Genomic DNA, 23,059 nt, shown 5'->3' with positions numbered 1-23,059 from the left:
GATGGGCATCCGTCTACCGTGGCGTCATGGACGCTCTGGGAGATCTGCTGCGAGGCGTGCGCGCGGACGGTGCACTGTTCAACCGCACGGTGGTGACGGGCCCTTGGGAGGTGGCGTGCGCGGACGGCGCGGCGCTCGAACTGATCACCGTGGTGCGCGGCGCGGCGCGGATCACCGCGGGCCCCGGCGAACCCCGGACCCTGCGCGCGGGCGGCGCCGCCGTCGTCTGCACGACGGCGCCGTTCACGCTGGGCGCCATGGATCCGGGCGGCTCCGGGTGCGAACTGGTCACCGGTTCCTACCGGTTGGACCGGTCGACGGGGCGGCGGCTGATCAGTGCGCTGCCCCCGCTGCTCGTCGTGCCGTCCGGCGAGGAGTGCCTGCCCATCGTGGAGCTGATCGCCGCCGAGGTGGCGGCCGACCGGCCGGGGCGCCAGTACGTGATGGACCGGATGCTCGACTGGATGCTGGCCTGCACCCTGCGCGAGTGGTTCGACCTGCCCGACGCCTGCCCGCCCGCCTGGTACCGCGCGCTCGGCGACGACGTCGTCGGTCCCGCCCTGCGCGCCATGCACGAGGAGCCCGCCCGGCCCTGGACGGTGGCGGCGCTCGCCGCCCGCGGCGGGGTGTCGCGCGCGGCGTTCGCCAGGAACTTCACCGATCTGGTGGGCAAGCCCCCGATGGCGTACCTCACCGAGTGGCGGATGACGCTCGCCGCCGAGCTCCTCGCCGAGCCGGGTGCGACGGTCGCGGCGGTGGCCGGGCAGGTGGGGTACGCCGACGGGTTCGGCTTCAGCGACGCCTTCAAGCGGATCCGGGGCATCGCCCCGAGCGGCTACCGGGCCGCCGCCGCGCGGACGCACACCCGTGCGGCCTGACCGGATGACCGGTACGACCTGACCGGATAACCGGTACGACCCGACCGGGTAACCGGTATAACTGGTTACCATGACAACCATGACAACCCTGCATTGGAAGCTGGTCATCGACGCCGCCGATCCGCACGCCCAAGCGGCCTTCTGGGCCGAGACGTTGGGGTACGAGGTCGAGGACAACAGCGCCCTCGTCGACCGTCTGCTCGGCCTCGGCGCGGTCCCCGAAGCCGCGACGGTCGAGTTCCGCGGCCGCCGCGCCTGGCGCGACCTCATCGCCGTCCGGCACCCCGACGATCCGTACGACGAGGCCAGCGGCACCGGCCTGGGCCGCCGGATCCTCTTCCAGCGCGTGCCCGAGGCCAAGACCGGCAAGAACCGGCTGCACCTCGACGTGCACACCGGGCCGGGCCGCCGCGACGAAGAGGTGCGCCGACTGGAAGGGCTGGGCGCCGCCGTGGCACGGCACGTCAAGGAGCCCGGCGGCGAGTGGGTGCTCATGACGGACCCGGAGGGCAACGAGTTCTGCGTCCACTAGGCGGCGCCGCGTGGCCGAGGCGGGGCGGCAGGCCTGTCTTTGGCAAGCTGGGACGATGGCAGAGCAGCCGCGCGCCCACCGTCTCCTCCTCGCCGTCTGCGGCGCCTTCGCCCTGTTGTCCCTCGTCCTCGTCCCGCTCACCCTGCCCCTCGGCTGGGACGAGATCGTCTACGCCAGCCGTTACTCTCCGTACGGCCCCGCCACGCCGTTCAGCGCGCCCCGCACCCGGGGCGTGCCGTTCCTGATCGCGCCCGTGGCGGCCTGGAGCGACTCCGTCGTGCTGCTCAGGGTGTGGCTGACGCTGCTCGCGACGGCCGCGCTCTACCTCGGGTTCCGTCCCTGGCTGCGCGTCCTGCACCGGCCGTCGGCGGCCGCCGTCGCCGCCGCGCTGTACGGCGGCCTGTGGATCACGCTGTTCTACGCGAGCGCCGCGATGCCCAACCACTACACCGCCATGGGCGCCGTCGGGGCGGTCGGTCTCTTCCTGTGGCCCCGGCACTCCGCCGCCACCTGCGCCGGGATCGCGGGCGGCCTCGCCCTCGCCACGCTGATGCGCCCCAACGACGGCGTCGCCGCGGGCGCACTCCTGCTGGTCGCCGCTCTCGGCGTCCGGGGCTGGCGGTCCCGGCGCCGGGTGCTCGCGGTGCTCGGCGGGCTCGCGGCGGGTGCGCTGCCGTGGATCGTCGAGGCGTACGTCCGCTTCGGCGGCGTCGGCGAACGGCTGACGGAGGCGAGCGAGGTGCAGGGGGACCTGCGCCCCCTGCTCTCCCTGACCCACCACCTCACCGTCATGGACGGCCCCCTGCTCTGCCGCCCCTGCACCGACGACGGCATCCGCCCTGTCGCACTGGAGTGGTGGCTGCTGCTGGCGGTTCTGGTGGGGGTGGGGCTGTGGAGCGCGCGGGGGGTACGGGGCGTACGTGCCGCAGACCGAGGGAACCGTCCCCTCACCCCCGCCCCCCTCCCCAGCTGTCTCCTGGCCATCGCCGCCGCGCTCGCCGTCGCTCTGCCGTACCTCCTCCTCGTCCCCTACGCCGCCCCCCGCTTCCTCCTCCCCACCCACGCCCTGCTCGCCCCGGCCGCCGCCCTCGGCGTGCTCACCCTCGTCGGGGCCGCCCGTACGTCCCGTCGGCCGTGGGTCGGGCTCGCCGCGCTCGGGGTCGTCCTCGCCGGGCACCTCGCCGTCCAGTTCCCCCTCGTCCACGGGAACGCCAGGATCCAGGCGGGCGCCCGCGGCGACTGGGCGAGGATCGCCGGAGTCCTGCACGACCACGGTGTCGGGGCCGGAACCGGCGGTACTCCGTGCGTCCTGCGCGGCAACGCCACCGTGATCCCCGTCGCGTACGTGGCCGGCTGCGCGCCCGCCGAGCCGGACGACCCGCGCCTCCCCGCCGCCCTGGTCCTGCGCGAGGCGGGCCCCCCGCAGTGGGCCCGCTCCTGGCCCCGCCACCCCGTGCCCGACACCTACGCCCCGGGGTGGGCCGTCCACGTACGGCCGTGACCGAGCCGCCAACCAGACCTGCACCCGAATCACCGGCGGCCCCTGCGGTCTTGACGCCGCCTCAGCCACCCACGCACCATCAGGCGACTCCGAACTCACGCGCACCGCGCGGACGTTCGCATTCCCCCCACGGAATCCCGGAGTCACCGAGTCACCGAAGCACCGAAGCACCGAAGCACCGAAGTGTCGAATCACCGGATCACTGAAACCGGAGCCCCCCACATGCAGCTCTCCCTGCCCCGACGTACCGCCACGGCCGCCTCCATAGCCGTCGCCGCACTCCTCACCACCACCGCGGTGTCCACCGCGGCGCCCGCGCCGAAAGCGGCCGCCGCGCCCGACGTCTCCGTCGCCGCCGTCAAGGCCCACCTCACCGACCTCCAGGACGTCGCGGACGCCAACGGCGGCAACCGGGCCCACGGCACCGCCGGGTACAAGGCCTCCGTCGACCAGCTGAAGAGGAAGCTCGACGCCGCCGGATTCACCACCTCCGTGCAGGAGTTCACCGCGGGCGGCGAGACCGGGTACAACCTGATCGCCGACTGGCCGGGCGGCGACGAGAGCCAGGTCGTCATGGCCGGCGCCCACCTCGACAGCGTCTCCGACGGGCCCGGCATCAACGACAACGGCTCCGGCTCCGCCGCCGTCCTGGAGACCGCGCTCACCGTGGCCCGCGAGCAGTACAAGCCCACCAAGCACCTGCGGTTCGCCTGGTGGGGCGCCGAGGAGATCGGCCTGGTCGGCTCCTCGCACTACGTCGACAGCCTGGCCGGCGCCGACCGTTCGAAGATCAGCGGCTATCTGAACCTCGACATGATCGGCTCCCCCAACGCCGGTTACTTCGTCTACGACGACGACCCCACGATCGAGAAGACCTTCAAGGACTACTACGCGGGCGTCGACGTCGCCACGGAGCCGGACGACGAGGGCGACGGGCGCTCCGACCACGCGCCGTTCCAGCGGGCGGGCATCCCGGTCGGCGGCCTCTCCAGCGGAGCCGAGACCACCAAGTCGGCCGCGCAGGCCCAGAAGTGGGGCGGCACGGCGGGCGAGCCGTTCGACAAGTGCTACCACTCGTCCTGCGACGGCGGGTCGAACATCGACGAGAAGGCACTCGACCGCAACAGCGACGCGGTCGCGTACGCGGTGTGGGGCCTGTCCGCGTAAATCATCCACCCCTGGACGGCGTTGCTTGCGCGTGCATATAGTGCACGTGCAAGCAACGCCGTGTGCAAGCGACCCCAGGGGGATCCCATGACCCGCAAGTTCCTCTTCGTCCTCGGCAGCGCCCGCCCCGAGGGCAACACCGAGATCCTGGCCCGCAAGGCCGCCGAGCAGCTGCCCCCGGACGTCGAGCAGCGCTGGGTGAACCTCGCCGACGTACCGCTCCCCGACTTCGAGGACCAGCGGCACGACGACACACGGCCGCGCGCCCGCCCCCGCCCCGTCGGCGACAACGAAGCGCTGCTCCTGGACGCCACCCTGGAGGCGACGGACATCGTCATCGCCTCACCGCTGTACTGGTACTCGGTCTCGGCCACCGTCAAGCGCTACCTCGACTACTGGGACGCCTGGCTGGAGACCCCGGAGATCGACTTCAAGGAGACCCTCAAGGGCCGCACCCTGTGGGGCGTGACGGCGCTCGCGCACCGCGAGGAAGAAGTGGCGCAGCCGCTGATCGGTACGCTGAACCACACCGCCGCCTTCTTCCCCATGCGCTTCGGCGGCGTCCTGCTGGGCAACGGCACCCGGCCGGGCCACGTCCTGGAGGACACCGAGGCCATGGCCCGCGCCAAGACGTTCTTCGCGCAGGACCCGCCGCCGGCCCGCTACCCGTACGACAACTGACCACCCCGCGGGCGCGACCACCCGTCGTACGGCCTGTGTCATGAGACGGCCTACGCCATCACGTCCTTCGCCCCGAACCGCGCCCAGGCCGCCGAGCCGAACACGGCCGCGTACAGGCCCTGCATCTGGAGGTTCTTGATGATGTCGTCCCAGTAGACCGGCTCGCGCATCAGGTCGGCGAAGGACAGCCAGTAGTGCGAGAAGAAGTACGGGTGGAGGGCGTGCAGCTGCGGGATCTGGTCGAGGATCTGGACCGTGATCAGCAGCCCCACCGTCGTCGCCATCGCCGCGATGCCGCTGCTGGTGAGCGTCGAGACGAACAGGCCGAGCGCCGCCACACCGATCAGTGACACGGCGACGACGAGCGCGATCAGCAGGGCCCTCAGCAGCCCCTCGCCGAAGCTCATGCGGGTGCCGGAGATCGTCGTGACCTCGCCGAGCGGGAAGAGCAGCGCGCCGGTGGCGAGCGCCGACGTGGCGACGACCAGGGTCGCGACCAGGCAGAACGTCAGCGTGGTCGCGTACTTCACGAGGAGCAGCCGGGTCCGCCCGGCGGGCGCGACGAGCAGATAGCGCAGGGTGCCCGCGCTCGCCTCACCCGCGACGGCGTCCCCCGCGACGACGCCGATCGCCATCGGCAGGAAGAACGGCAGGGTCGCGGCGAGCGCGGTGAAGACCAGGAACAGGCCGTTGTTGGTGATCTGCGCGATGAAGGCGGGGCCGCCTTCGTCGCCGCCCCCGCCGATCGTGGAACCGTCGCTCGTCTCGATCTTGACCGCGATGCCCACCAGGATCGGCACGGCGGCGAGGACCGCGAGCAGCGCGATGGTCCGCCAGCGGCGGAACGTGATCCCGAGCTCGCTGCGGAAGAGACCCAGTGTCCAGAACCAGCGCTGCTCGCCCGGCCTCGGGGCATCCGCCCGCGACGCGTCCGTGGCCTCGGCGACCTCAGCCCGCGACATCGAAACCCTCCCCCGTCAGCGCCACGAACGCGTCCTCCAGAGAGGCACGTTCGAGCCCGAAGCCGCGGACGCGCACGCCCGCCCCGACCAGCGCGGCGTTCAGCTCGGCCAGTTCCACGTCCTGCCCGGACCCGTCCTGACCCGGCAGCTCGCCGGTGACACGGTCCTCCGTGGAGACGAGATCCGTCACGCCCTGCTCCTTCAGGACCCGGGCCGCCTCGCCCGTGTCCGGTGTCGTCACGACGAGCCTGCCCCGCGCGCCCGCCGCCAGCTCGGCGACGGACCCCTGGGTGATGAGACGGCCCTGGTTCATCACGGCCGCGTGCGTGCAGACCTGCTCGATCTCGTCGAGCAGATGCGAGGAGAGGAAGACGGTCGTGCCCTCCGCGGCCAGCTCCCGCACCAGGGTACGGATCTCGCGCATGCCCTGCGGGTCGAGGCCGTTCGTCGGCTCGTCGAGGACCAGGAGCCTGCGCGGCTGGAGCAGCGCGGCCGCGAGCCCGAGCCGCTGCTTCATGCCGAGGGAGTACGCCTTCGCCTTCTTGCCGGCGGCCGCGGTGAGCCCGACCCGGTCCAGCGCCGCCTCGGCCCGCGCCTTCCGGGTGCGCGGGTCGGCGGTCGGGTCGGCGGAGTCGTACCGCAGGAGGTTGTCGCGGCCCGACAGGAAGCCGTAGAGGGCGGGGCCCTCGATCAGCGCGCCCACGTGCGGCAGGACGGTGCGCGTGGCGCGCGGCATGGGGCGGCCGAGGACCCGGGCGTGCCCGGAGGTCGGCTCGATGAGGCCCATCAGCATGCGGATCGTCGTCGTCTTGCCCGAGCCGTTCGGCCCGAGGAAGCCGAAGACGCTGCCTTCCGGGACGGTGAGGTCGAGCCGGTCGACGGCGAGGTGTTTTCCGTAGCGCTTGGTGAGCGCGCGCGTCTCGATGACGTGCTCCACCGGGGCCGGTGGCCCTGCCGAGCCCTCCGGCCCTGCCGGGCCCTCCGAACTGCCGCTGTTGCCCGGCACGCTGTCCTCCCGTTCTCCGAAGAGACGGATGGAAGGTGCCCGGCCGGCACCTCCCATCCGCCGTTCCCGTTCCCTTATGCCGTACGCGCCGCTAGCGCGCCTCGTTCGCCGCCTTCACCAGCGCGTCCTTCGTGACCGCGCCCACGTAGACCGTGCCGTCGTCGGTGACGAGGGCGTTGATCAGGCGGGTCGAGAAGACCGTGCCGGAGCCGAACTCTCCGTTGACCTGGTCGCCCAGCGAGTCGAGCAGCTTCTGCGCGTCCTGCGGGACGTCGCCGGAGCCGGCCGTCGGCAGGCCCTGGCCACCGGGCAGCTTCAGCTCGGCGATGGAGCTCCAGCCCTCCCCGATGATCCTGGGTTCGTTGAGGTCGCCCTTGTCGAACTGCTTGCCGCCCTTGTCCTTGAAGTCGTGGCCCCGCTCGCCCTGCTCGCCGGCCTCGGTGACCTTCGTGCCCTTGGGCGGCGTGAAGTCGAAGGTGGCCGCGGACGGCTTGTCGAAGTCGACCTTCGTGAAGCCCGCGTCGACGACGGCCGCGCCGCCGGAGGCCGGGGTCAGGGTGAACTTGAGCGGGGTGCCGGTCTTCTCGTCCACCGCGACGGTGATCTGGCCGACCGTCGAACCGGCCTCCTTCGGCTTGATCACCAGGCGGTACGCGTCGCGGCCCGCGACCTGCGCGGTGCCGTCGACCTTGACGGACGTGGTGTCGTCGACGGCCTTCAGGGCCTGCTCGGCGAACTCCTTCGGGGTGCTGGGCAGCTCTCCCTTCGGCACCGCGCCGTGGTTCTCGCCCTTCTCCGAAGAGGCGCCCTCGTCCTTCGCGTGGTAGGCCTCGTTCGACGCGCTGTCGTACGCCCACACGTCGTCGCCGTTGTGGATCAGGCTGTACTCGGAGGCGTCGCCCAGGACGGACACCTTCTGCTTGTCGGGGCCGTCGGCGGCGACGCGCAGCGTGTGCGTGCCGGACGCCAGCTCCATCAGCTTGTTCTTGGGGTCGGCCGCTGAGCCCTTCCCGTCGCCGTCGTCCTCGCCCCGGTCCGCGCCGCCCCCGCCGCCGAAGCCGCCCGCCATGCCGCCGAACGACGGCAGGCCCAGGTCGGTGCTGATCTTGACGTTGCCGGAGAGGTGCTGCGTGTCCGACGCGGCGATCTTCTCGATGAGCTCCTGTGCGGTGACCTTCGGCAGGTCCGGGTCGCCCGATGTGGCGAGCGCCGGGACGAGACCGATCGTCGCCGCCGCCACCCCCGCCACCGCGATCGGGACCGCGTAGCGGGCCGCCTTGCGGCGGCCGGCGCGCAGGTCCGCGGCCTCGCTGGTGTCCTTCGCCGATTCGTACGGTGCCATTGTCTGCCTTACCTCCGTGGTCGGCGGCGGCCTTCCCTGTACGTTCCTTCGTCCACCCTGTGCCGCCATTCTCACCCGAACGGGTCAGGAGTGGTTGTTCTCGGTGGACTCCATCCGACCAAATCGGCCACCAAGAAGCGTCAGACCCCGGAAGCAACTCCATGTACTGCTCTGGGATGACATGAAACGGCGGCGCCTCCCCCGTCCCGTAGGGGGTGGCACCGCCGATCGACGTCGACGAGTCAGCCCGCCCGGTGCACCACGAGGTCGCAGAGCTCGGTCAGCGACGCCTTCGCGTCGCCCTCCGGCAGCGGCCCCAGGGCGGCCCGCGCGCTCTCCGCGTAGCTGACCGTGTCCCTGCGCGCGTGTTCCAGGGCGGGGTGCGCGCGCAGCCTGGAGAGAGCCTCCGCGTGCCGTGCGTCGTCCGTGAGGTCCGAGTCGAGGAGCTCGCACAGGGCGACGTCCTCGGCGAGGCCGAGCCGCGCGGCCCGCTCGCGCAGGCGGAGCACCGGCAGTGTGGGGATGCCCTCGCGCAGGTCCGTGCCCGGCGTCTTGCCGGACTCGTGCGAGTCGGAGGCGATGTCGAGCACGTCGTCGGCGAGCTGGAAGGCGACGCCGAGCCGCTCGCCGTACTGCGTGAGGACGTCCACGACGGTCTCGTCCGCGCCGGACATCATCGCGCCGAACCGGCAGGCCACGGCGACCAGCGAGCCGGTCTTGCCCCTGAGCACGTCGAGGTAGTGGTCGACCGGGTCGCGGCCCTCGGACGGCCCCGCGGTCTCCAGGATCTGGCCGGTGACCAGCCGCTCGAAGGCCTCGGCCTGGATGCGGACGGCCTCGGGGCCGAGGTCGGCCAGGATGTACGAGGCGCGGGCGAAGAGGAAGTCGCCGGTCAGGACGGCGACGGAGTTCCCCCAGCGCTGGTTGGCGCTCGCGACGCCGCGGCGCACATCGGCCTCGTCCATGACGTCGTCGTGGTACAGCGTCGCGAGGTGGGTCAGCTCGACCACGACGGCGGAGGGCACGACGCCCGGCGCGTAGGGGTCGCCGAACTGGGCAGCGAGCATCACGAGCAGCGGCCGGAACCGCTTGCCCCCGGCACGGACCAGGTGCTGGGCGGCCTCGGTGATGAAGGGCACCTCGCTCTTGGTGGCTTCGAGCAGTCCCTCCTCGACAGCCGCCAATCCGACCTGGACATCGGCTTCGAGAGCCTGGTCCCGCACGCTCAGCCCAAAAGGCCCGACGACGGTCACGAGAGGTTCTCCTGTCTGCTGACGATCACATGGCCAACTCGGTCGATCATTGGATCTCGGTCGATGACACGGGTTTGTCGATGTGTCGCTGCCATCACTCAAGTCAGCGTATCCGGTCGACTTTCGATCACGGCGAGCACCTGCCCGCCCGTCGCACGCAGCCGTGCTGGTCGGAGCGGATCCCGGGGCTCCGCGCACCCTCTTCGCACACCGGGCCGAGCGGCGCGCGAAGCTCACCGGTATGTTCTTGATCAGCCCATAAGACCGGGAAGACCGTCCTGCACCGCAAGAACCGTAACGACCGGGAGAAGCATCTTTGTCCCGTACTACGGCCGAGTACGAGCCGCCACCCGAGCCGCCCGGCGAACCACCGCCGGGCGACGACCGCGCCTTCTTCGGGCAGCCGCGCGGCCTGCTCACCCTCTCCGGTCTGGAGGTCTGGGAGCGCTTCTCGTTCCTCGGCATGCAGGCCATCCTGGTCCTCTACTTCGCCGACTCCGTCGCGAACGACGGCATGGGGATGGACGCCGGTACGGCCGCGTCGGTCTCAGCGGCGTACGGCACGCTGGTGTACCTCGTCTCCGTGGCGGGCGGCTGGCTCGCCGACCGCATCCTCGGCTCGTACCGCGCGGTGCTGTGGGGCGGCGTCCTCATCGCCTGCGGCCACTACTCGATGGCCGTGCCGACGGCGACCATGACCTGGGTGGGGCTCGGGCTGATCAGCGCGGGCACCGGCCTCCTCAAGCCGAACGTCGCCTCGATGGTCGGCAAGCTCTACCGCACCGAGGACGAGCGGCGCGACGCGGGCTTCGCGCTGTACTACATGGCGATCAACGTGGGCGCCTTCGCGGGCCCGCTGATCACCGGCTGGCTCGGCGACCACAAGGGCTGGCACTGGGGCTTCTCGGCGGCCGCGATCGGCATGACCTTCGGTCTCGTCCAGTACGTCCTGGGCCGGCGCCACCTCGCGGGCCGGAGGGCCGCCGCCGAGTTCGTGATGCCCCGGGACGCGATGCGCCGGGCCGTCCTGCTGATCGTCGCCGGCCTGGTCGTGGCCGCCGCCGTCGCCGGGCTGCTCGCCGCCGTCGGCTGGCTCACCATGGACCGCTTCGTCGACCTGCTGACCCTGATCTCCGTGATCGCGCCGGTCGGCTACTTCGCGGTGATGTTCCGCAGCCCGCGCGTGAGCGCCGAGGAGCGCGGCCGCCTCAGGCCGTACGTGGTCCTCTTCCTGGCCTCGGTCGTCTTCAACTTCATCCTCTTCCAGGCGTACTCGACGATGATCCTGCTGGCGTCGACGAACGCCGAGACGTCGATCTTCGGCTTCACCTTCCCCGCCAGTTGGTACGCCTCCGCGCTCGGCGCCTTCGAGGTCGGCCTCGCGCCCGTCGTCGCCGCCGTCTGGGCCCGGATGGGGAGGCGTCAGCCGCACGCCTCCAACAAGATCGCCCTCGGTGTGATCCTGGGCGGTCTGTCGTTCCTCCTGATGACGCTGCCCACCTCGGGGCACGCCGACGACACGTACAAGATGGCGGTCTGGTGGATCGTCGGTTCGTACCTGCTGCTCGGGCTCGGCGACGTCCTCGTGGAGACCTCGGGCATGTCGGCGACGACCAAGCTCGCCCCGAAGGCCTTCGCCAGCCAGACGATGGCCCTGTGGTTCCTCTCCCTCGCGCTCGCCAACGGCATCCAGGCGCAGGTCGTGAAGGTCTACGGAGAGGTCTCCAACCCGGCGTACTTCGGCGTCAACGGCGCGATCGCCGTGCTCGCGGGCGTCGCCGTGATCGCGCTCGCACCGTGGCTGCGCCGCACCATGCACCCCGTCCACTAGGCCATCCCGCCCACCGGAGACACCCCGTCCACTGAGGTTCCACTCATGCAGATCCGCGACTCCTTCCCGTACGAGACCACCCGCGAGGACTTCCACGTACCCCTCTCCGACGGGACCAGGCTCTACGCGCGCGTGTGGCGCCCGGTCACCGACGAGCCCGTCCCCGTGCTCCTCGAATACCTCCCCTACCGCCTCACCGACTGGACGGCGCCCCGCGACTGGCAGCGCCACCCCTGGTACGCGGGCCACGGCTACGCCTCCGTCCGCGTCGACGTCCGCGGCCACGGCAACAGCGAGGGCCTGCCCACCGACGAGTACGCGCCGCAGGAGCTGGCGGACGGCGTCGAGGTGGTGCACTGGCTGGCCGCGCAGCCCTGGTCGACCGGCAAGGTCGGCATGTTCGGCATCTCCTGGGGCGGCTTCAACTCCCTCCAGATCGCGGCGCTCGCACCCGAGCCGCTCAAGGCGATCGTCACGGTCTGCTCGGCGGACGACCGCTATGACAACGACGTGCACTACATGGGCGGTTCCGTCCTCGCGGTGGACATGCACGCGTGGGCGGCGACGATGCTCGCCTTCGTGTCGCGCCCGCCCGACCCGTACTTCGTGGGCGACGCCTGGCGCGAGATGTGGCTGACGCGCCTCGAAGCCGTCGAACCCCTCATCCACACCTGGCTCGACCACCAGACCCGCGACGACTACTGGCGGCACGGCAGCGTCTGCGAGGACTACTCCGCGATCGGCGCCGCGGTGCTCGCGGTCGGCGGCTGGCACGACCCGTACCGCGACACGGTCCTGCGGCTGGTCGAGCACCTTCCCGACGAGCAGGTGCGCGGCCTCATCGGCCCCTGGTCGCACCAGTACCCGGACCGCGGCCTGCCCCCCGGCCCCTCGATCGGCTTCCTCCAGGAGACCCTGCGCTGGTGGGACCACCACCTCAAGGGCGTCGACACCGGTGTGATGGCAGAGCCGAAGCTCCGCTCCTGGATCAGCGACTCGCACCCGCCGGCGACGGTCTACCCGGAGCTGCCCGGCGGCTGGGTCGGCGAGCCGTCCTGGCCGTCCCCGCACGTCACCCCCGTCCCGTACGCCCTTCAGGGCACCCCCGTCCTCGTCGACTCGCCGCAGCACACGGGGCTGGACGCGGGCCGCTTCTTCCCGTTCGGGAACGAGGCGGACCTGCCGCCCGACCAGCGGGACGAGGACGCGAAGTCGGCGTGCTTCGAATTCGAGGTCCCCTCGGAGGTACGGATCCTCGGGCGCCCCAAAGTGACGTTGCGGCTGCGGATGGACGTGCCCTACGGCCAGGCCGTCGCCCGCCTCTGCGACATCGCGCCGGACGGCTCGTCCACCCTGGTCACCCGGGGCGTGCTCAACCTCTCGGCGCGGCACGGCAGGGACCGCGCGGACGCCTGGCCCCTCGGCGCCACCGAGGACGTGACCTTCGAACTCAACGGCATCGGCCACACTTTCCCGCCGGGCCACCGCATCCGCCTCGCGGTCTCCTCCGCGTACTGGCCCTGGATCTGGCCGCAGGCGGACTCGGTCGGCTTCACCCTGGAGCCGGTGGGCAGCTCCCTGGAACTGCCCGTGCGCGAGGGCGGCTTCGACCCGTCGATCACCTTCGGACCCGCGGAGCAGTCGGAGCCGCTCGGCGTGGTGTACCCGGCGACCCTGGACGAGCAGCGGCCCGAGCGCCTGGTCGTACGCGACGTCGCCAAGGGCGAGTGGCGCCTGGAGGTCGACCCGCGCTACGGCGGCACGCGCGTCTACCCCGACGGCCTCGAATTCACCGAGGACGCACTGGAGACGTACACGATCCAGGAGGGCGACCCGCTGAGCGCCCGTACCCGCTCGGAGTGGACGATCCGCCTGCACCGCCCCGAACTCGGCTGGGACACACGCGTCGAGACCCGCTCGGAGATCACGTGCGACGCGGCGGACTTCATCACCTCGAACGAGGTGGTGTGCAAGGCCGGCGACGAGGTCGTCTTCCACCGGACGTGGGAGAAGCGGATCCGGCGGACCGCGGGCTAGGGACCTCCGGCACGGGCTCTAGAGCCCGGTCTTCAGCAGACGGTCGAGGACGACGGCGATGCCGTCGTCCTCGTTCGAGAGGGTCAACTCGTCGGCCACCGCCTTGAGTTCCCCGTGGGCGTTGGCCATGGCCACGCCGTGCGCGGCCCAGAGGAACATGGGGATGTCGTTGGGCATGTCCCCGAAGGCGATCGTGTCCGCGGCCGTCAGGCCGAGCCGCTCGGCGGCCAGCGCGAGTCCGGTCGCCTTCGTCACCCCGCACGGCTGGAGCTCCACCGTGCCCGGCCCCGACATGGTGACCGTCGCCAGCGAACCCACCGCGTCACGCGCCACCGCCGCCAACTCGTCGTCGGGCAGCCACGGATGGCGCAGGAGCACCTTGCTGATGGGCTCCTCCCACAGCACGTCACGGCCGGGCACCCGCATCGCGGGCAGCGTGGGATGCGGCATCTCGTACCCCGGCTCGATGAGCGTCAGGCCGTGGACACCGTCCTGGTCCACGGCCGCGTAGACCTGCCCGACCTCCGCCTCGATCTTTCCGAGCGCGGCCTCGGCGAGCTCGCGGTCGAGCTTCACCGACCACTCCATCCGGTGCGCCCCCGCGTCGTACAGCTGCGCCCCCTGACCGCAGACGGCCAGGCCCGCATAGCCGAGATCCTCCAGGAGTGGCCTCACCCGTGGCGCCGGGCGGCCTGTCACCACGAGGTGCCGGGCGCCCGCCTCGCCGGCGGCGGCCAGTGCCCGCCGCGACCGGTCCGAGACCGTGTCGTCGCCGCGCAGCAGCGTCCCGTCCAGGTCAGTGGCGATGAGTGCATATGCGAGGGGAGCGGCCATGATCCAGAGAATACGGATCCTGCGCTCCACCGGAAGCTGCTTGGCAAGGTGCGCATACGGCCGGGTGAGGACGGGCAGTTCCTCCCTCACAGGAAAGCGGAAGGTGATATTCCGCCTCGCACAGCGAGAGTTATTCGGACATTGGGCACTCTTCAGGCACTGCCGCAACAGGCACTCCACACGTAACGTGTGGCACACCCCTATGGAAAGCGAGGCAGGTACGCATGTCCGAGCAGACCCCGCTCGACCCGACCGCCGGTGACTCCACCGACCTCCCCGGAGGCCCCACCGGTCACCCCGAGGGCGGCTCCACCGGTCTTCCCGAGGGCGATCCCTTCGGCCTCCCCGAGGGCGACCCCTTCGGACCGCACAACCTCCCCTACGGGGTGTTCTCCCTGGCCGGCGAGGCGACCGGCAGGCGCAGGGTCGGCGTGCGGCTCGGCAGTCACGTCCTGGACGCGGGCGCCGCGGCCGCCGCACTCGGCTCCCCCTACGTCTCGCTCCTCGCCCGCCCCACCCTGAACCCGCTGCTCGCCGCGGGCCGCACCGCCTGGTCCGACGTGCGGCGCGCCCTGACGGCGTGGGTGACGGTGCCCGCCCACCGCGAAGCCGTACGCCCCCTGCTGCACCCCCTCTCCGAAGTGACCCTGCACCTGCCCTTCGAGGTCGCTGACTACGTCGACTTCTACGCCTCGGAGAACCACGCGACGAACCTGGGCAAGATGTTCCGCCCGGACTCGCCGACCCCGCTGACCCCCAACTGGAAGCACCTGCCCATCGGTTACCACGGCCGGTCCGGCACGGTCGTGGTCTCCGGGACGGACGTGGTCCGCCCGACGGGCCAGCGCAAGACGCCCGCCGACACGGCCCCCGTCTTCGGCCCCTCGGTCCGGCTCGACATCGAGGCGGAGGTCGGCTTCGTGGTCGGCACCTCCTCGGCGCAGGGAACCCCCGTCGCCCTGGCCGACTTCCGGGAGCACGTCTTCGGGCTCACCCTCCTCAACGACTGGTCGGCGCGCGACATCCAGGCCTGGGAGTACGTCCCGCTCGGGCCGTTCCTCGGGAAGTCCTTCGCCACCTCGGTCTCCGCGTGGATCACCCCGCTGGAGGCGCTCGACTCGGCGCGGGTCGCACCCCCGGAGCGCACGCACCCGCTCCTGCCCTACCTGGACGACTCCGCGGAGTCGTCGGCCGACGAGCCTGGCGGCTACGACCTGCGCATGACGGTCACCCTGAACGGCCAGGTCATCTCCGAGCCGCCGTTCTCCACCGTGTACTGGACGGCCGCGCAGCAGCTGGCGCACATGACGGTCAACGGCGCCTCACTCCGCACCGGCGACCTGTACGGCTCGGGCACGGTCAGCGGCTCCGCGCCCGGTCAGTACGGCTCCCTGATCGAGATCACCTGGAACGGCCGCGACCCCCTCGAACTCCCCGACGGCAAGCGCACCTTCCTGGAGGACGGCGACGAGGTCACCCTCTCCGCCTGGGCCCCGGGCCCCGGCGGCACGAAGGTGGGCCTCGGCGAGGTGACGGGCCGGATCGTGGCGGCGAGGTAGGGCACGGCGGGGCGAGGACGGCGGCCCACCCGACGACGCCCGCGCATCAGGACGCCCCGTCCGGACGCGCCCGCGCGTCAGGACGCCCAGTCCGGCTCCTCCTCGTCGCCCCAGCCCAGCTCCGCCTCATCGCCCGGAGCCGGGGCGCCCCCGCCGGCCGGCCCGCCGACGGGGGCACCGCCAGGTGCCTCTGCCGGCCGGGCGGCCTCGTCAGGCGCCCCGCCAGAACCCGTGCCGCCGCCCACGAACTCCGCCACGACCCCGACCACACCCTCGCCGTACGTCGCCCGCTTCTTCTCGCCCACTCCGCTGATGCCTTCGAGCTCCGCCACGGAGGTGGGCCGCAGCGTCGCGATCTCCCGGAGCGTGGCGTCGTGGAAGATCACGTACGCCGGGACGCCCTGCTCCTTCGCCTGGGCCGCGCGCCAGGCGCGCAGCGCCTCGAAGAGCGGCACCGCCTCCTGCGGCAGCTCGGCGACCGCCGCCGCCGACTTCGCCTTGCGCTCACCCTTGGACGCCCGCGCCGCCGGAGCCCGCTTCGGCTCCTTGCGCAGCCGCACCTCGCGCTCCCGGCCCAGGACGGAACCGCTCGTCTCGGTGAGCACCAGCGTGCCGTACTCCCCCTCGACGGCGAGCAGGCCCTGCGCCAGCAACTGCCGCACCACGCCGCGCCATTCGGCCTCCGCCAGCTCCTCGCCGATGCCGAAGACCGACAGCTGGTCGTGATCGAACTGGATGACCTTCGCGGTCTTCTTGCCGAGCAGGATGTCGATGATCTGGCCCGCGCCGAACTTCTGCCCACGCTCGCGTTGCAGGCGCACCACCGTGGACAGCACCTTCTGCGCGGCCACCGTGCCGTCCCAGGTCTCGGGCGGGGTGAGGCATGTGTCGCAGTTCCCGCAGGACTCCGCCGCCGCTTCCTGGCCGAAGTAGGTGAGGAGCTGGGTGCGGCGGCACTGCGCGGTCTCGCAGAGCGCCAGCATCGAGTCGAGGTGCGAGGCCGCCCGGCGCCGGAACGCCTCGTCGCCCTCGCCGCCCTGGATCATCTTGCGCTGCTGGACGACGTCCTGGAGCCCGTACGCCATCCAGGCCGTGGAGGGCAGGCCGTCGCGGCCCGCGCGGCCCGTCTCCTGGTAGTACCCCTCGACGGACTTGGGCAGGTCGAGGTGGGCGACGAAGCGCACGTCCGGCTTGTCGATGCCCATGCCGAAGGCGATCGTCGCGCAGACGACGAGACCCTCCTCCCGCAGGAAGCGGGACTGGTGGGCCGCGCGCGTGCCGCCGTCCAGGCCCGCGTGGTACGGGACGGCCTCGATGCCGTTCCTGCACAGGAACTCGGCGGTCTTCTCCACCGAATTGCGCGACAGGCAGTAGACGATTCCGGCGTCGCCCGGGTGCTCCTCCTTCAGGAAGGCCAGGAGCTGCTTCTTCGGCTCGGCCTTCGGCACGATGCGGTACTGGATGTTGGGCCGGTCGAAGCTCGCCACGAAGTGCTTGGCGTCCGGCATGCCGAGCCGCTCGGTGATCTCCCGGTGCGTGGCGTGCGTGGCCGTCGCGGTCAGGGCGATCCGCGGCACGTCGGGCCAGCGCTGCCCGAGCACGGAGAGCGCCAGATAGTCGGGGCGGAAGTCGTGACCCCACTGGGCGACGCAGTGCGCCTCGTCGATCGCGAAGACGGAGATCCGGCCCCGCGAGAGGAGGTCAAGGGTGGCGTCCAGGCGCAGCCGCTCCGGTGCGAGATACAGCACGTCGAGCTCGCCCGCGAGGAACTCCGCCTCCATCACGCGCCGCTCGTCGAAGTCCTGCGTGGAGTTGATGAACCCGGCGCGGACACCGAGCGCCCGCAGCGCGTCCACCTGGTCCTGCATGAGCGCGATGAGCGGGGAGACCACGACGCCCGTGCCCGGTCTGACCAGGGCCGGGATCTGATAGCAGAGGGACTTGCCACCGCCGGTCGGCATGAGGACGACGGCGTCGCCGCCGCCCACCACGTGGTCGATGATCGTTTCCTGCTCGCCGCGGAAGGCGTCGTACCCGAAGACGCGGTGGAGCGTCCGCAGGGCGTCGCTCTCCGTCACGGAGCCGGTCGCCGCGCCCGGCGCCGCCACCGCCGCCGTCACCTCGCTCATGCCTTTGGTCCCATCCATCGCCCTGTCCCCCGCCGTGCTTCCTGCCTCGGCCACTACCTCGACCACTGACTCCACGATAGGGCTCCCCACCGACACCCCGGACAGTTATCCACAGGCAACCGCCCGGCACCCCCTCTCGGGATGCCGGGCGGCGACACATGTACGAAGGGACGGGGCTACCGGACGAAGACCCCCGCCTGGTTCGCCAGGTCCAGGAAGTACTGCGGGGCCACGCCGAGGACCAGCGTCACCGCGACGCCCACGCCGATCGCCGTCATCGTCAGCGGCGAGGGCACGGCGACCGTGGGGCCGTCCGCCTTCGGCTCGCTGAAGAACATCAGGACGATCACGCGGATGTAGAAGAACGCGGCGATCGCCGACGACAGGACACCGACCACGACCAGCGCGCCCGCGCCGCCCTCGGCGGCCGCCTTGAAGACCGCGAACTTCCCGGCGAACCCGGAGGTCAGCGGGATGCCGGCGAAGGCGAGCAGGAAGACCGCGAAGACCGCGGCGACCAGGGGCGACCTGCGGCCGAGCCCCGCCCATTTCGACAGGTGCGTCGCCTCGCCGCCCGCGTCCCGCACCAGCGTGACGACGGCGAAGGCGCCGATGGTCACGAAGGAGTAGGCGCCCAGGTAGAAGAGGACGGAGGAGACGCCGTCCGGAGTGGTGGCGATGACACCGGCGAGGATGAAGCCGGCGTGCGCGATCGACGAGTACGCGAGGAGCCGCTTGATGTCGGTCTGCGTGATCGCGATGATCGCGCCGCCCAGCATCGTGATGATCGCGACGCCCCACATGACGGGCCGCCAGTCCCAGCGCAGGCCCGGCAGCACCACGTAGAGGAGACGGAGGAGCGCGCCGAACGCGGCCACCTTCGTCGCCGCCGCCATGAAGCCGGTGACCGGCGTCGGGGCGCCCTGGTACACGTCCGGGGTCCACATGTGGAACGGCACCGCGCCCACCTTGAAGAGCAGCCCCATCACCACCATCGCGACGCCGATCAGGAGCAGCGCGTCATTGCCCATGGTGTCGGCGAGCGCCGGGTTCACGGTCTTGACGTTGCCCTCGACGACGTTCGCGATCGTCGCGTACGACACGGAGCCCGCGTACCCGTACAGGAGGGCGATGCCGAAGAGCGTGAACGCCGAGGCGAACGCGCCGAGCAGGAAGTACTTGACGGCGGATTCCTGCGACATCAGGCGCTTGCGCCGGGCGAGCGCGCAGAGCAGGTACAGCGGCAGGGAGAAGACTTCCAGCGCGATGAAGAGCGTCAGGAGGTCGTTGGCCGCGGGGAAGACGAGCATGCCGCCGATGGCGAAGAGCGCCAGCGGGAACACCTCGGTGGTGGTGAACCCGGCCTTGGTGGCGGACTGTTCGGCCTCGCTGCCCGGCACGGCGCCGGCCTGCGCCACGAACGAGTCGACGCGGTTGCCGTGCGCCGCCGGGTCGAGGCGCCGCTCCGCGAAGGTGAAGATCGCGACGATTCCGGTGAGCAGGATGGTGCCCTGGAGGAAGAGCGCCGGGCCGTCGACCGCGATCGCGCCCATCGCCGCGATCTGGGCCTTGGTGGTGCCGAAGCCGCGGGCCGCGAGTCCGACGACCGCGGCGAAGGCGGCGGCCAGGGCGACCACGGAGACGAAGAGCTGTACGTAGTAACGGGACTTGCGGGGGACGAAGGCTTCGATGAGCACTCCGAGGACGGCCGCGCCGATGACGATCAACGTCGGCGACAGCTGTCCGTACTCGATGTCGGGCGCGTCGATCTTGCCGATCGGCTCCGCCGCCGTTGTCCACAGGCTGTGGACGGCTGTTGCGCTCACTTGGCCGCCTCCACCTCGGGCTTGGGGTCTTTCTTCTGTACGTCGGACATCGTGTGCTCGACCGCCGGGTTGACCACCTCGGTGAGCGGCTTCGGGTAGACCCCGAGGCCGATCAGGAGCGCGATCAGCGGTGCCACGACGACCAGTTCACGCACCCGCAGGTCGGGCATGGACTCGACCTCCGCCTTCACGGGGCCCGTCATCGTCCGCTGGTAGAGGACGAGGGTGTACAGCGCGGCGAGCACGATGCCGACGGTCGCGATGATGCCGACCACCGGGTAGCGCGCGAACGCGCCGACCAGGACCAGGAACTCACTCACGAAGGGCGCGAGCCCGGGGAGCGAGAGCGTCGCGAGGCCACCGATCAGGAAGGTGCCCGCGAGCACCGGGGCGACCTTCTGCACCCCTCCGTAGTCGGCGATCAGGCGCGAGCCGCGCCGCGAGATCAGGAAGCCGGCCACCAGCATCAGCGCGGCGGTCGAGATGCCGTGGTTGACCATGTAGAGCGTCGCGCCGGACTGACCCTGCGACGTCATCGCGAAGATGCCGAGCACGATGAAGCCGAAGTGCGAGATCGACGCGTACGCCACGAGGCGCTTGATGTCGCGCTGGCCGACCGCGAGCAGCGCTCCGTAGATGATGCTGATCAGGGCGAGGACGAGGATGACGGGCGTCGCCCACTCGCTCGCCTCCGGGAAGAGCCCGAGGCAGAACCGCAGCATCGCAAACGTGCCGACCTTGTCGACGACGGCCGTGATCAGCACGGCGACCGGGGCGGTGGACTCTCCCATCGCGTTCGGCAGCCAGGTGTGGAGCGGCCACAGCGGCGCCTTCACCGCGAAGGCGAAGAAGAAGCCGAGGAAGAGCCACCGCTCGGTGTTGGTCGCCATGTCGAGCGAACCGTCCGCGCGCGCGGCGGCGATCTCCTGGAGGGAGAAGTTCCCCGCGACCACATAGAGCCCGATCACGGCGGCCAGCATGATGAGGCCGCCGACGAGGTTGTAGAGGAGGAACTTCACGGCCGCGTACGAGCGCTGGGCCGAGGCGTTCTCGTCGCTGCCCGCGTGGGCGCGGTCCCCGAAGCCGCCGATGAGGAAGTACATCGGGATGAGCATGGCTTCGAAGAAGATGTAGAAGAGGAAGACGTCGGTGGCCTCGAAGGAGATGATCACCATCGCCTCGACGGCGAGGATCAGGGCGAAGAAGCCCTGGGTGGGCCGCCAGCGTGACGACTTGGTCTCCAGGGGATCGGCGTCGTGCCAGCCCGCGAGGATGATGAACGGGATCAGCAGCGCGGTGAGCGCGATGAGTGCGACGGCGATGCCGTCGACCCCGAGCTCGTACCGCACGCCGAACTCCTTGATCCAGGCGTGCGATTCGGTCAGTTGATAGCGGTCGCCGTCCGGATCGAACCGTACGAGCACGGTCACGGCGAGGCCGAGCGTGGCGAGCGAGACGAGCAGCGCGAGCCACTTGGCGGCGGTCCGCCGGGCGGCCGGGACGGCCGCCGTGACGATCGCGCCGACCGCGGGCAGGACCGCCGTCGCTGTCAGGAGGGGAAAGGACATCGGTATCAGACCGCCCTCATCAGCAGGGTCGCGGCGATGAGCACCGCAGCGCCGCCGAACATCGAGACCGCGTAGGAGCGGGCGTAGCCGTTCTGCAGTTTGCGCAGGCGTCCGGAGAGGCCGCCCATCGAGGCCGCCGTGCTGTTGACGACGCCGTCGACCAGGGTGTGGTCGACGTAGACCAGGGAGCGCGTGAGGTGCTCGCCGCCGCGGACCAGGACGACATGGTTGAAGTCGTCCTGGAGGAGGTCGCGGCGGGCGGCGCGGGTGAGCACCGAGCCGCGCGGGGCGGTCACCGGGACGGGCCGGCGGCCGTACTGGACGTAGGCGAGGGCGACGCCGATGACGAGGACCACCATGGTGGCGCCCGTGACGGTGGCCGCGCTCAGCGGCGAGTCGCCGTGGTCGTGGTGCGTGACCGGCTCCAGCCAGTGCATGAAGCGGTCACCGATGCTGAAGAAGCCGCCCGCGAACACCGATCCGAAGGCGAGCACGATCATCGGGATCGTCATGGACTTCGGGGACTCGTGCGGGTGCGGCTCGTCGTGCGCGCCCCGCGTCTCGGCGGCGGGCTCGACGTCCGGCCGGTCCGGGGAGGCCGTCGGGCGGTTGCGCCAGCGCTCCTCCCCGAAGAAGGTCAGGATCATCACGCGCGTCATGTAGTACGCGGTGATGGCCGCGCCCAGGAGGGCCACCGAGCCGAGGATCCAGCCCTCCGTGCCGCCCTTGGCGAACGCCGCTTCGATGATCTTGTCCTTGGAGAAGAATCCGGACAGACCGGGGAAGCCGATGATCGCCAGATAGCCGAGGCCGAAGGTGACGAAGGTGACCGGCATGTACTTCCTGAGGCCGCCGTACTTCCGCATGTCGACCTCGTCGTTCATGCCGTGCATGACCGAACCGGCGCCGAGGAAGAGCCCGGCCTTGAAGAAGCCGTGCGTGACCAGGTGCATGATCGCGAAGACGTAGCCGATGGGGCCGAGGCCCGCGGCCAGGATCATGTACCCGATCTGGGACATCGTCGAGCCGGCGAGGGCCTTCTTGATGTCGTCCTTCGCGCAACCGACGATCGCACCGAACAGCAGCGTGACCGCGCCGACGATGGTCACGACCAGCTGGGCGTCCGGTGCCGCGTTGAAGATCTCGCCGGAGCGGACGATCAGATAGACACCCGCGGTCACCATGGTGGCGGCGTGGATCAGGGCCGAGACCGGGGTCGGGCCCTCCATCGCGTCGCCCAGCCAGGACTGGAGCGGCACCTGCGCGGACTTGCCGCACGCGGCGAGCAGCAGCATCAGGCCGATCGCGGTGAGCTTGCCCTCGGACGTCTCACCCGTGGCCTCCAGGACGGGCCCGAAGGCGAACGTCCCGAAGGTGGTGAACATCAGCATGATGGCGATCGAGAGGCCCACGTCACCGACGCGGTTGACCAGGAAGGCCTTCTTCGCGGCGGTGGCCGCGCTGGGCTTGTGCTGCCAGAAGCCGATCAGGAGGTACGAGGCGAGGCCGACGCCCTCCCATCCGACGTACAGGAGCAGGTAGTTGTCGGCGAGGACCAGGAGGAGCATCGCCGCGAGGAAGAGGTTCAGGTAGCCGAAGAAGCGGCGGCGCCGCTCGTCGTGCTCCATGTACCCGATGGAGTAGATGTGGATGAGCGTGCCCACACCGGAGATCAGCAGGACGAACGTCATCGACAGCTGGTCGAGCTGGAAGGCGACGTCCGCCTGGAAGCCCTCGACGGGGATCCAGCTGAACAGGTGCTGCGACAGCGAGCGCTCCTCGGCGCCCTTGCCCAGCATGTCGGTGAACAGCACGACGGCGACGCCGAAGGACGCGGCCGCGAGCAGCGTGCCGAGCCAGTGGCCCGCGCGGTCCAGTGCCCGGCCGCCGCACAGCAGTACGGCCGCTCCGAGCAGCGGCGCCGCGACGAGCAGCGCAATCAAGTTCTCCACG

17 protein-coding genes are annotated in these 23,059 nt (G+C 71.2%); 8 read left to right on the top strand and 9 right to left on the bottom strand.

Annotation, left to right across the window (positions count from 1 at the left end; translation table 11 throughout):
* The first annotated feature begins 26 nt into the window (after window positions 1-26).
* From ACZ4Z4_RS29610 to ACZ4Z4_RS29590, 5 genes are all read left to right on the top strand, one after another.
* Window positions 27-878 carry an AraC family transcriptional regulator gene (locus ACZ4Z4_RS29610; protein ID WP_468333938.1) on the top strand — a complete coding sequence of 284 codons (852 nt, stop codon included), beginning with the start codon at window positions 27-29 and terminating at the stop codon, window positions 876-878.
* 79 nt (window positions 879-957) lie between these two features.
* Window positions 958-1,410: a VOC family protein gene (locus ACZ4Z4_RS29605; RefSeq protein WP_468333935.1), complete on the top strand. Its 453-nt coding sequence runs from the start codon at window positions 958-960 to the stop codon at window positions 1,408-1,410.
* Window positions 1,411-1,465: 55 nt separating this feature from the next.
* A complete protein-coding gene (locus ACZ4Z4_RS29600) occupies window positions 1,466-2,911 on the top strand; it encodes a hypothetical protein (protein WP_468333932.1) in 1,446 nt (481 codons plus the stop codon).
* A 222-nt stretch (window positions 2,912-3,133) separates the two neighbouring features.
* Window positions 3,134-4,078, top strand: a complete 945-nt coding sequence (locus tag ACZ4Z4_RS29595) for a M28 family metallopeptidase (RefSeq protein ID WP_468333929.1) — start codon at window positions 3,134-3,136, stop codon at window positions 4,076-4,078.
* An 87-nt stretch (window positions 4,079-4,165) separates the two neighbouring features.
* A complete protein-coding gene (locus ACZ4Z4_RS29590) occupies window positions 4,166-4,759 on the top strand; it encodes a flavodoxin family protein (RefSeq protein WP_468333926.1) in 594 nt (197 codons plus the stop codon).
* A gap of 50 nt (window positions 4,760-4,809) precedes the next feature.
* Here ACZ4Z4_RS29590 and ACZ4Z4_RS29585 read toward each other — a convergent pair whose 3' ends face one another.
* The 4 genes from ACZ4Z4_RS29585 to ACZ4Z4_RS29570 all read right to left on the bottom strand — a co-directional run bounded on the left by ACZ4Z4_RS29585 (window position 4,810) and on the right by ACZ4Z4_RS29570 (window position 9,322).
* Window positions 4,810-5,721 carry an ABC transporter permease gene (locus tag ACZ4Z4_RS29585; protein ID WP_468333923.1) on the bottom strand — a complete coding sequence of 304 codons (912 nt, stop codon included), beginning with the start codon at window positions 5,719-5,721 and terminating at the stop codon, window positions 4,810-4,812.
* Window positions 5,708-6,658, bottom strand: coding sequence for an ABC transporter ATP-binding protein (locus ACZ4Z4_RS29580; RefSeq protein ID WP_468334242.1), 951 nt, complete (start codon window positions 6,656-6,658; stop codon window positions 5,708-5,710). The genes ACZ4Z4_RS29585 and ACZ4Z4_RS29580 overlap by 14 nt, the downstream gene beginning before the upstream one ends.
* A gap of 160 nt (window positions 6,659-6,818) precedes the next feature.
* Entirely contained in the window at window positions 6,819-8,069 is a 1,251-nt protein-coding gene (locus ACZ4Z4_RS29575) for a LolA family protein (protein WP_468333920.1), read from the bottom strand.
* A 242-nt stretch (window positions 8,070-8,311) separates the two neighbouring features.
* Window positions 8,312-9,322 (bottom strand): polyprenyl synthetase family protein, encoded by a 1,011-nt coding sequence (locus ACZ4Z4_RS29570; protein ID WP_468333917.1) that lies wholly within the window; start codon window positions 9,320-9,322, stop codon window positions 8,312-8,314.
* 316 nt (window positions 9,323-9,638) lie between these two features.
* Here ACZ4Z4_RS29570 and ACZ4Z4_RS29565 point away from each other — a divergent pair, with 316 nt between their 5' ends.
* Window positions 9,639-11,153 (top strand): peptide MFS transporter, encoded by a 1,515-nt coding sequence (locus ACZ4Z4_RS29565; protein ID WP_468333913.1) that lies wholly within the window; start codon window positions 9,639-9,641, stop codon window positions 11,151-11,153.
* A gap of 45 nt (window positions 11,154-11,198) precedes the next feature.
* Window positions 11,199-13,190 (top strand): CocE/NonD family hydrolase, encoded by a 1,992-nt coding sequence (locus tag ACZ4Z4_RS29560; protein WP_468333910.1) that lies wholly within the window; start codon window positions 11,199-11,201, stop codon window positions 13,188-13,190.
* 18 nt (window positions 13,191-13,208) lie between these two features.
* Here ACZ4Z4_RS29560 and ACZ4Z4_RS29555 read toward each other — a convergent pair whose 3' ends face one another.
* A complete protein-coding gene (locus tag ACZ4Z4_RS29555; protein WP_468333907.1) occupies window positions 13,209-14,024 on the bottom strand; it encodes an HAD family hydrolase in 816 nt (271 codons plus the stop codon).
* Between the two features lie 224 nt (window positions 14,025-14,248).
* Here ACZ4Z4_RS29555 and fahA point away from each other — a divergent pair, with 224 nt between their 5' ends.
* Window positions 14,249-15,583, top strand: coding sequence for a fumarylacetoacetase (gene fahA, locus ACZ4Z4_RS29550; protein WP_468333904.1), 1,335 nt, complete (start codon window positions 14,249-14,251; stop codon window positions 15,581-15,583).
* Between the two features lie 77 nt (window positions 15,584-15,660).
* On the opposite strand, the gene recQ is transcribed toward fahA, so the two are convergent.
* The 4 genes from recQ to nuoL all read right to left on the bottom strand — a co-directional run bounded on the left by recQ (window position 15,661) and on the right by nuoL (window position 23,058).
* Window positions 15,661-17,712, bottom strand: coding sequence for a DNA helicase RecQ (recQ, locus tag ACZ4Z4_RS29545; RefSeq protein WP_468333901.1), 2,052 nt, complete (start codon window positions 17,710-17,712; stop codon window positions 15,661-15,663).
* A gap of 176 nt (window positions 17,713-17,888) precedes the next feature.
* Complete coding sequence (gene nuoN / locus ACZ4Z4_RS29540) at window positions 17,889-19,538, bottom strand: NADH-quinone oxidoreductase subunit NuoN (RefSeq protein WP_468333898.1); 1,650 nt, start codon at window positions 19,536-19,538, stop codon at window positions 17,889-17,891.
* Window positions 19,535-21,106: an NADH-quinone oxidoreductase subunit M gene (locus ACZ4Z4_RS29535; RefSeq protein WP_468333895.1), complete on the bottom strand. Its 1,572-nt coding sequence runs from the start codon at window positions 21,104-21,106 to the stop codon at window positions 19,535-19,537. The genes nuoN and ACZ4Z4_RS29535 overlap by 4 nt, the downstream gene beginning before the upstream one ends.
* Before the next feature lie 5 nt (window positions 21,107-21,111).
* The gene (gene nuoL / locus ACZ4Z4_RS29530; RefSeq protein ID WP_468333892.1) at window positions 21,112-23,058 is read right to left on the bottom strand and encodes an NADH-quinone oxidoreductase subunit L; all 1,947 of its coding nucleotides are present in this window, start codon (window positions 23,056-23,058) and stop codon (window positions 21,112-21,114) included.
* Between the last annotated feature and the right edge of the window lies 1 nt (window position 23,059).

This window comes from Streptomyces sp. NPDC030245 (genome assembly GCF_055572995.1).
Note: the sequence above shows the minus strand (reverse complement) of the source record. Positions and strands in the feature narration are given on the sequence as shown.